This window comes from Neisseria sp. HMSC070F02 (assembly GCF_001814225.1).
Lineage (GTDB): Bacteria > Pseudomonadota > Gammaproteobacteria > Burkholderiales > Neisseriaceae > Neisseria > Neisseria meningitidis.
Genome location: NZ_KV815356.1, coordinates 1 through 8,065, shown reverse-complemented (window position 1 = coordinate 8,065; position 8,065 = coordinate 1). Strand labels below are relative to the sequence as shown.

General features: G+C 52.9%; 6 protein-coding genes and 1 pseudogene. 4 read left to right on the top strand and 3 right to left on the bottom strand.

All coding sequences use genetic code 11. The features are described 5' to 3' along the window. Nucleotides 1–315: 315 nt before the first annotated feature. The 3 genes and pseudogenes from fic to HMPREF2959_RS12495 form a co-directional block, all read left to right on the top strand. Nucleotides 316–1,443: a protein adenylyltransferase Fic gene (gene fic / locus HMPREF2959_RS01325; protein ID WP_002243643.1), complete on the top strand. Its 1,128-nt coding sequence runs from the start codon at nt 316–318 to the stop codon at nt 1,441–1,443. Between the two features lie 29 nt (nt 1,444–1,472). After that, nucleotides 1,473–2,351: a DUF723 domain-containing protein gene (locus HMPREF2959_RS01320; RefSeq protein WP_002243644.1), complete on the top strand. Its 879-nt coding sequence runs from the start codon at nt 1,473–1,475 to the stop codon at nt 2,349–2,351. Nucleotides 2,352–2,354: 3 nt separating this feature from the next. After that, a pseudogene (locus tag HMPREF2959_RS12495) lies at nt 2,355–2,585 on the top strand (hypothetical protein); the annotation flags it as partial. A 184-nt stretch (nt 2,586–2,769) separates the two neighbouring features. Here the strand turns inward: HMPREF2959_RS12495 and lysS are convergent. The 3 genes from lysS to HMPREF2959_RS11760 all read right to left on the bottom strand — a co-directional run bounded on the left by lysS (nt 2,770) and on the right by HMPREF2959_RS11760 (nt 6,091). Further along, a complete protein-coding gene (lysS, locus tag HMPREF2959_RS01310) occupies nt 2,770–4,281 on the bottom strand; it encodes a lysine--tRNA ligase (RefSeq protein WP_070696266.1) in 1,512 nt (503 codons plus the stop codon). Nucleotides 4,282–4,435: 154 nt separating this feature from the next. Continuing rightward, nucleotides 4,436–5,689 (bottom strand): NRAMP family divalent metal transporter, encoded by a 1,254-nt coding sequence (locus HMPREF2959_RS01305; RefSeq protein WP_002223634.1) that lies wholly within the window; start codon nt 5,687–5,689, stop codon nt 4,436–4,438. 60 nt (nt 5,690–5,749) lie between these two features. Beyond that, a complete protein-coding gene (locus HMPREF2959_RS11760) occupies nt 5,750–6,091 on the bottom strand; it encodes a hypothetical protein (RefSeq protein ID WP_033911447.1) in 342 nt (113 codons plus the stop codon). 55 nt (nt 6,092–6,146) lie between these two features. On the opposite strand from HMPREF2959_RS11760, the gene HMPREF2959_RS01295 reads away from it, so the two are divergent. Continuing rightward, nucleotides 6,147–7,943: an aminopeptidase P family protein gene (locus HMPREF2959_RS01295; protein WP_070696263.1), complete on the top strand. Its 1,797-nt coding sequence runs from the start codon at nt 6,147–6,149 to the stop codon at nt 7,941–7,943. Nucleotides 7,944–8,065: the final 122 nt, after the last annotated feature.

Here is an 8,065-nt window from a genome sequence, read left to right as displayed (position 1 = left end):
GGCAACGCCGTACTGGTTTAAATTTAATCCACTAATAGTGTATATTAAGTACGTCTGATATACACGATACCCTACGAGGGTGTAAGCTTTAGTTCACATTTAAAATGACCTCTTTAAACCTGTCTTTCGGCAGGTTTCTTTTTAGGTTGTTTGGAAATCGTGTGCAGACAAGGTGTAAAATAGGTAACAGCATAAAATAATGCGGTTTTACCGCCCATATATTTACAAAAGCCAAATTTTTAAACATATATCCTTGATATATACACGGCGTAAACATATACTGGAAACATCTTTAAATTTTCCGAAATTTTAAATATGAGCAACTGGAAACCCAATATTCCCTATAACGATTTACCACCCCTGCCGCCAAAACAGGATATTGAAAGCAAAACCATCCTGAAACGTTGTATAGCCGCCCGTGCATCCCTTGCCCGTTTAAAGCAGGCGGCAGAACTGATACCGAATCAAGCCATGCTGATTAACACCCTTCCTGTTATGGAAGCCCGTGCAAGTTCGGAAATTGAAAACATCGTAACCACCACGGACAAGCTGTTTCAATCCCTGCAAATGGATACGGAACGGCAAGACCCTGCCACGAAAGAAGCCCTGCAATACCGCACCGCCCTGTTTGCAGGCTATGAATCACTGACGAGCCGCCCTTTATGCACACAAACCGCCATCATGGTTTGCAACGCCATCAAGCACCCCTACGAAATGGCCATCCGCAAAACAGGCGGCACAGCCCTAAAAGGAGGCAACAGCGGAAATGTTGTCTATACCCCGCCCGAAGGAGAAGAAACCATACGCGGCAAGCTGGAAAATTGGGAGCGGTTTATTCACGAAAGCGGCGATTTAGACCCGCTTATCATCATGGCGGCGGCACATTACCAATTTGAAGCCATCCACCCGTTTACGGACGGCAACGGGCGGACGGGACGCATATTGAACAGCCTGCTATTGATTGAAAAAGGGCTTTTGGATTTGCCTATTTTGTATTTGAGCCGCTACATCATCGAAAACAGGGCGGACTATTACCGCCTGCTGTTAGGCGTAACCGAACGGCAGGATTGGGAAAGCTGGATAATCTACATCTTAGACGGCGTAGCCGACACCGCCGATTGGACGGTATCGAAAATAGATGCGATACGCCGCCTGTTCGAGCAGACACGGCAACACATACGGACACACGCACAAGGAATCTACACGCACGAACTGGTAAATCTTCTGTTTGAGCAGCCATATACACGCATTGCCAACCTGGAAGCGGCAGGGATAGCCAAACGGCAGACGGCCTCTAAGTACCTGAAAGAGCTTTCAGATATAGGTGTGCTGCAAGAAATCGCCATCGGCAGGGACAAACTATTCATTCATCCGCGCCTAATGGAACTATTGCGGGGAGAGGGCAACAGCTTTACCTCATTCCAATCCCTCGTTAAAGCATAGCCAAAATAATCAATAATCCGGAGGTCAATATGGCAAGAAGGTCAAAAACATTTGAAGAAGCTGCTGCTGAGGTTGAGGAACGTTTCGGTCATCGTGGCATTAAGTTGGTCGAGTTTGAGGGTACAGCCAAGCCGTGTGTAATCAACTGCCCTAAACATGGAAACCAAACCTGTTCGAGGTACTCCAATATGTTCATAGGAAGTAGCTGGGGTTGCCCCTCTTGTGGTAATGAGCAAGCTGCAAAAGCCGGTATAGCGACCCTTAGGAAGAATCACATAGCGTTAGAAATGCTGAAACAGGCTGTAACAGGTATGACCAAGCAAGAGCGCATCACGACGCAAGCCTACAATGAGATGACCAAATCCGTGGCAGGTTCAAACAGCATAGTCCTTAACGATGTCCAAGGCGATACGACCATCAACAACCATCATACGCATACGCACAACCACAGCGATGCCGATGGCAAAGCACTGTCGATGAGGCTCACACCCCGTCCTTTGTTGTCAGACCGTCAGGCGGCGGCTTTCGCCCGTACAGGCAAACTCACGGGCAGTTTCGACCTGTTTGCTTCGGTGGTCGCCCCCTCGCAGTACACGTTTGCCGTTGCCATGCCCGACACGTCCATGTCGCCGGTTATCGAAAAGGGAGACTTGCTGGTGGTCGAGCCGCGTATGCGCCCTGCGGACGAGGACATCGTGCTGATTGAACTGTCCGACAAGCGGCTGGTCGTCGCGCACCTTGTTATCGATATTGCGGGCAGGATGCTGATTTATCAGACGGGCAGGCCGTCTGAAGCCTTTGACCTGCCCGAAGGCAGCACGATTTTAGGTGTGGTGCTGGAGGTCAAAAAACGGTTTATGTCCGCCGCACAGGCGAGAAGGCGTGTTGATTCGGATTACCACCCCTGATGTGTGGACGGTTGGTACGATTTCCGCTTCCAAAACGTCGTGTACGCGCCCGACCGCAGCCCGGAAATCAGCCGTATGCTTTCTTCGATTTTGGCAGGCTACGCGTGGGATACCGAAAACCCGTTCGTGGCGAAATCCGAACAACGCCTGACTGCCTTGTCAGAATGGGTCGGTCAGCTGGAAACCGAATATAGTGAATTAAATTTAAACCGGTACGGCGTTGCCTCGCCCTAGCTCGAAGAGAACGATTCTCTAAAGGTGCTAAGCACCAAGTGAATCGGTTCCGTACTATTTGTACTGTCTTGCGGCTCGCCGCCTTGTCCTGATTTTTGTTAATTCACTATCAATCCTGCCATACAAAATGCCGTCTGAATCCAATCGGGTTCAGACGGCATTTCTATTTCAACTGTTTTTATGATTACTCGGGACGCATCTGCGGAAACAGAATCACATCGCGGATGGTTTGCGAATCGGTCAGCAGCATCACTAAGCGGTCGATACCGATGCCGCAACCGCCTGTCGGCGGCAGACCGAACTCCATCGCGCGGATGTAGTCGGCATCGTAGTGCATCGCTTCGTCGTCGCCCGCGTCTTTTTGCGCCACTTGCGCTTTGAAGCGTTCGGCTTGGTCTTCGGGGTCGTTCAACTCGGAATAGCCGTTTGCCAGTTCGCGGCCGACAACGAACAATTCGAAACGTTCGGTCAGACCTTGTTTGGTATCCGAAGCGCGCGCCAACGGTGAAACTTCGACCGGGTAATCGACGATGAAGGTCGGGTTCCACAGCTTGCCCTCGGCGCAACCTTCAAACAGCGCGAGTTGCAGGCTGCCGATGACCAGGGACGGCGGCAGGCTTTCGCCGTGTTTGACGATTTCTTTTTTCAGCCATTCCGCATCGTTCAACTGCTCGTCGGTGTAGTGCGGATTGTATTTTTTGATGGCTTCGAGGATGGTCAGACGCTCAAACGGGCTTTCCAAATCGACTTCTTTGCCGTTGTAAGTGATGTTTGCCGTACCGTTTACTGTGCGCGATGCGTTTCTGATGATGTCTTCCGCCATCTGCATCATGCGTTCGTAGTCGGAGAAGGCTTCGTAGAATTCAATCATGGTGAATTCGGGATTGTGGCGCACAGACATACCTTCGTTGCGGAAGCTGCGGTTGATTTCAAACACGCGTTCCAAGCCGCCGACAACCAGGCGTTTCAAATACAGCTCAGGCGCGATACGCAGGTAAAGCGGAATATCTAAGGCATTGTGATGGGTAACGAAGGGTTTTGCCGTCGCGCCGCCGGGAATCGGGTGCATCATCGGGGTTTCGACTTCGAGATAATGCTCGCCCACCATAAAATTACGCACGGATTGGATGATTTGGCTGCGTTTGATAAAGGTATTGCGCGATTCTTCATTGACAATCAAATCAACATAGCGTTGGCGGTATTTGGTTTCCTGATCGCTCAAACCTTTATGTTTGTCGGGCAGCGGACGCAGGGATTTGGACAGCAGGCGGATGCCGGACACGCGTACGGTCAGTTCGCCGTGGTTGGTTTTGAACAAAGTGCCTTCCGCGCCGACGATGTCGCCCAAATCCCAATGGTTGAAGTCGTCCAAAACTTCTTGGCTCACGCCTTTGTTGTTCAGATAAAGCTGGATTTGCCCGGACACGTCTTGAATGGTGGCAAAACTCGCCTTGCCCATTTGCCGTTTGAGCATCATGCGGCCGGCCACTTTGACGGGAATGCCTTGCGGATCGAGTTCTTCTTTGCCGATTTCGCCGTATTGGGCGTGCAAATCGGCGGCGAAGCTGTCGCGTTTGAAGTCGTTGGGATAGGCGTTGCGCTGTTGGCGGATGTTGTGCAGTTTTTCGCGGCGCAGGGCGATGATTTGGTTTTCGTCCAACTGCGGCTCGGTTTGCGGATGGTTTTGTTCGCTCATAGGGTTTTCCGAAAAAATAAATCAGGCGCAATCTGTTTCAGACGACCTGACCGAATCACAAAATTTGCGCATATTTTACGCGATGTCGGTGTTTTTTTCCATAAACGCGGCAATGCCGTCTGAAAGCGGTTTGCGGTTTCAGACGGCATCGTTATCATTTGAACATTCCCGCCAAATTCAATAAGAACAAAACGGTAAAACCGGTCAGATAAATCAAGCCTGCCAATGCAAGGGCATTCATACCTGATGTGAGTTTGTGTTTTTCATCACCTTTGACCAAACGGTAATTCAGCCAGGCAAACACAGGGGCGGACACAAAAGCAGCAATCATCGCAAATTTGAGCAGATTCGCCATTACGCCGTCAAACCAAAAAATCACCGCCAAACCGCTGCCCGCCACCCAAATATTCCAGGCAAAGAATTCGGCGTTGCCCGTTTTGTCTTTTCCGCGCAGCAGGCGCACGGGTTCGGCAATGGCACGGGCATAGCCGTCCACAACGGTAATCGTCGTGCCGTACATACAGGCAAACGCGATAAACGCCACCAGCGGGCGCGACCAGCCGCCGATGGTAACGGCGTACATATTGATCAATTGCCCGATATATTTGCCGCCCGCCATCTGCACTGCTTCGCCGTTGCCGTATTGCACAAACGCACCCAGTGCAAGGAAAACCAAAGCCAAAACCGCACTGGCGATATAACCGACGTTGAAATCAAAAATCCCGTCGCGGTATTCGGAAGGATTGATGCGTTGTTTTTCGGTTACCCACAAAGAATTGATGGCGGAAATTTCAATCGGCGCGGGCATCCAGCCCATCAGCGCGATCAGGAAGCCCAAACCGGCAAGCGTCCACGGTGTCGGCTCGATAAAATCGGGCTGCATCTGCATACCGCGCGACATAGCGATGCCGGCGGCGGCAAGCGTGGCGATACTCAAAGTAACGATGATGATTTTGGAAACGCGATCCAAAGCGCGGTAACGTCCGCTCACCAAAATAATCAGGCAGGATGCCATAATCAAGGCGGCAACCGTGCCGACATCAAACATCAGCGAGGGAATCGCCATTTTGACGATGGCGGCGGTTACAATGGCGACCGCGCCCGCGTTAATCGTGGCGGAGAGGATGCACAAAATCAGGAATACCCACAAATAAACGCGGCTTTTCTCGGCATAACCTTCAATCAGGCTCTTGCCCGTGTCCAGCGTGTAATGCGCGCTGAAGCGGAAAAACGGGTATTTGAAGAGGTTGGTCAGGATGATGATGAGCGCGATCTGCCAGCCGTAAAGCGCGCCCGCCTGCGTCGAGGCAATCAGGTGCGAACCGCCGACCGCCGCCGAAGCCATCATGATCCCGGGACCCAATGCGTTGATTTTACTTTTCCAAGTCGAAATATGTTGTTCGGACATAAAGTCTTCCGTATTTTTAACTGTGTTTCAACACACAGAGCCGCATATTCGGACACAGCCCTATCTATTGCTCCAATTTGGGCGGGATTGCCCCCAAACAAACCCAAATCCTACCGTCTTCAAAAACAGGATACCGCCCGGTAGGGAAATTTTGATGAAAGCACGTATTGTAACGTAATCCAAATACCTGCCAACACACACTATTAGAACTTCATGCTCAAACTTGACTATATTTTCCATATTACTTCCAAAAAAAGGAATAAAACGATATTTTATGCCTAAAATTTTACAACAAACAACCTTACATCGCTTTTTTCGCGCAAACACGCACCATCCGATCAGCCCGTCTGTTTTGCAGCAGGCTGGCGATTTGATAAGATGGTTATGTTTTTCAGACGGCATTTCAGATTTCCGTCCATGCCATCTGAAGCCGCAAAACCCGATTGGAGGAACTGTTATGAATACCGTATCGAATTACCTGTCCGCATTGCGCGAAGCCATGAAGGCGCAAGGCTTGGATGCACTCGTCATCCCTTCCGCCGACCCCCACCTGTCCGAATACCTGCCCGAGCATTGGCAGGCGCGCCGCGAATTGTCGGGCTTTACCGGCTCGGTCGGCACATTCGTCGTTACCGCCGATGAAGCGGGCGTGTGGGTGGACAGCCGCTATTGGGAACAAGCCGCCAAACAGCTTGCGGGCAGCGGCATTGTGCTGCAAAAAAGCGGGCAAGTGCCGCCGTACAACGAATGGCTCGCGGCAAGCCTGCCCGAAAACGCCGCCGTCGGCATCCCTTCCGATATGGTCTCGCTCACCGGCAAACGCACTTTGGCGCAATCACTCGCCGCCAAAAACATCCGCATCGAACACCCGGATAATTTACTGAATCAAGTGTGGACAAACCGCCCCGCCCTCCCCGCCGAAACGGTGTTCATCCACGACCCCGACTATGTTTCTGAAACCGCCGCCGAAAAACTCGCCCGCGTGCGCGCCGTGATGGCGGAAAAAGGCGCGGATTACCACTTGGTTTCCTCGCTTGACGACATCGCCTGGCTGACCAACCTGCGCGGCAGCGACGTGCCTTTCAATCCCGTTTTCGTGTCCTTCCTGCTGATTGGCAAAGACAACGCCGTCCTGTTTACCGACCGATGCCGTCTGAACGCCGAAGCCGCCGCCGCGCTGCAAACCGCAGGCATCACGGTCGAGCCTTACGCCCAAGTTGCCGGCAAACTCGCTCAAATCGGCGGCGCGCTGCTCATCGAGCCGAATAAAACCGCCGTCAGCACCCTTGTGCGCCTGCCCGAAAGCGTGCGCCTGATTGAAGGCACCAACCCGTCCACGCTGTTCAAATCCTGCAAATCCGAAGCCGACATCGCCCGCATCCGCGAAGCGATGGAACACGACGGCGCGGCGTTGTGCGGTTTCTTCGCCGAGTTTGAAGACATCATCGGCAACGGCGGCAGCCTGACCGAAATCGACGTGGACACCATGCTTTATCGCCACCGCAGCGTGCGCCCAGGCTTCATTTCATTGAGTTTCGACACCATCGCAGGCTTCAACGCCAACGGCGCACTGCCGCATTACAGCGCAACGCCCGAAAGCCACAGCACCATCAGCGGCAACGGGCTTTTGCTCATCGACTCCGGCGCGCAATACAAAGGCGGCACGACCGACATCACCCGCGTCGTCCCTGTCGGCACACCCACCGCCGAACAAAAACGCGACAACACCCTCGTTCTCAAAGCCCATATCGCGCTTGCCGAAGCCGTGTTCCCAGAAAACATCCCCTCGCCGCTGATTGATGCGATTTGCCGCAAACCCCTGTGGCAGGCGCAATGCGACTACGGCCACGGCACCGGACACGGCGTAGGCTATTTCCTCAACGTCCACGAAGGCCCGCAGCGCATCGCCTTCGCCGCCCCCGCCACGCCCGAAACCGCCATGAAAAAAGGCATGGTTACCTCCATCGAACCCGGACTCTACCGCCCGGGAAAATGGGGCATCCGCATTGAAAACCTTGCCGCCAACCAAGCCGTCGCCGCCCCTCAAGAAACCGAATTCGGCAGCTTCCTCTGTTTTGAAACCCTGACCCTCTGCCCCATCGACACCCGCCTGATGGACACCGCCCTCATGACCGACGGCGAAATCGACTGGGTCAACCGCTACCACGCCGAAGTCCGCCGCCGCCTCGAGCCGCTGACCGAAGGCGCGGCAAAAGCGTGGCTGATCAAACGCACCGAACCGCTGGCGCGTTAAACAGCACGGCGCAAAAAATGCCGTCTGAAAGCCCTTCAGACGGCATTGGTTTCCCAAAACATCCCGCACCGTTTTCATCTTGCCGCAAGCAAATATAGTGGATTAACAAAAATCAGGACAAG

Coding starts and splice junctions, on each gene's coding strand:
- HMPREF2959_RS01320 (WP_002243644.1), top strand. CDS start 1,473: ATGGCAAGAAGGTCAAAAACATTTGAAGAAGCTGCTGCTGAGGTTGAG.
- lysS (WP_070696266.1), bottom strand. CDS start 4,281: ATGAGCGAACAAAACCATCCGCAAACCGAGCCGCAGTTGGACGAAAAC.
- HMPREF2959_RS01295 (WP_070696263.1), top strand. CDS start 6,147: ATGAATACCGTATCGAATTACCTGTCCGCATTGCGCGAAGCCATGAAG.
- HMPREF2959_RS01305 (WP_002223634.1), bottom strand. CDS start 5,689: ATGTCCGAACAACATATTTCGACTTGGAAAAGTAAAATCAACGCATTG.
- HMPREF2959_RS11760 (WP_033911447.1), bottom strand. CDS start 6,091: ATGCCGTCTGAAAAACATAACCATCTTATCAAATCGCCAGCCTGCTGC.
- fic (WP_002243643.1), top strand. CDS start 316: ATGAGCAACTGGAAACCCAATATTCCCTATAACGATTTACCACCCCTG.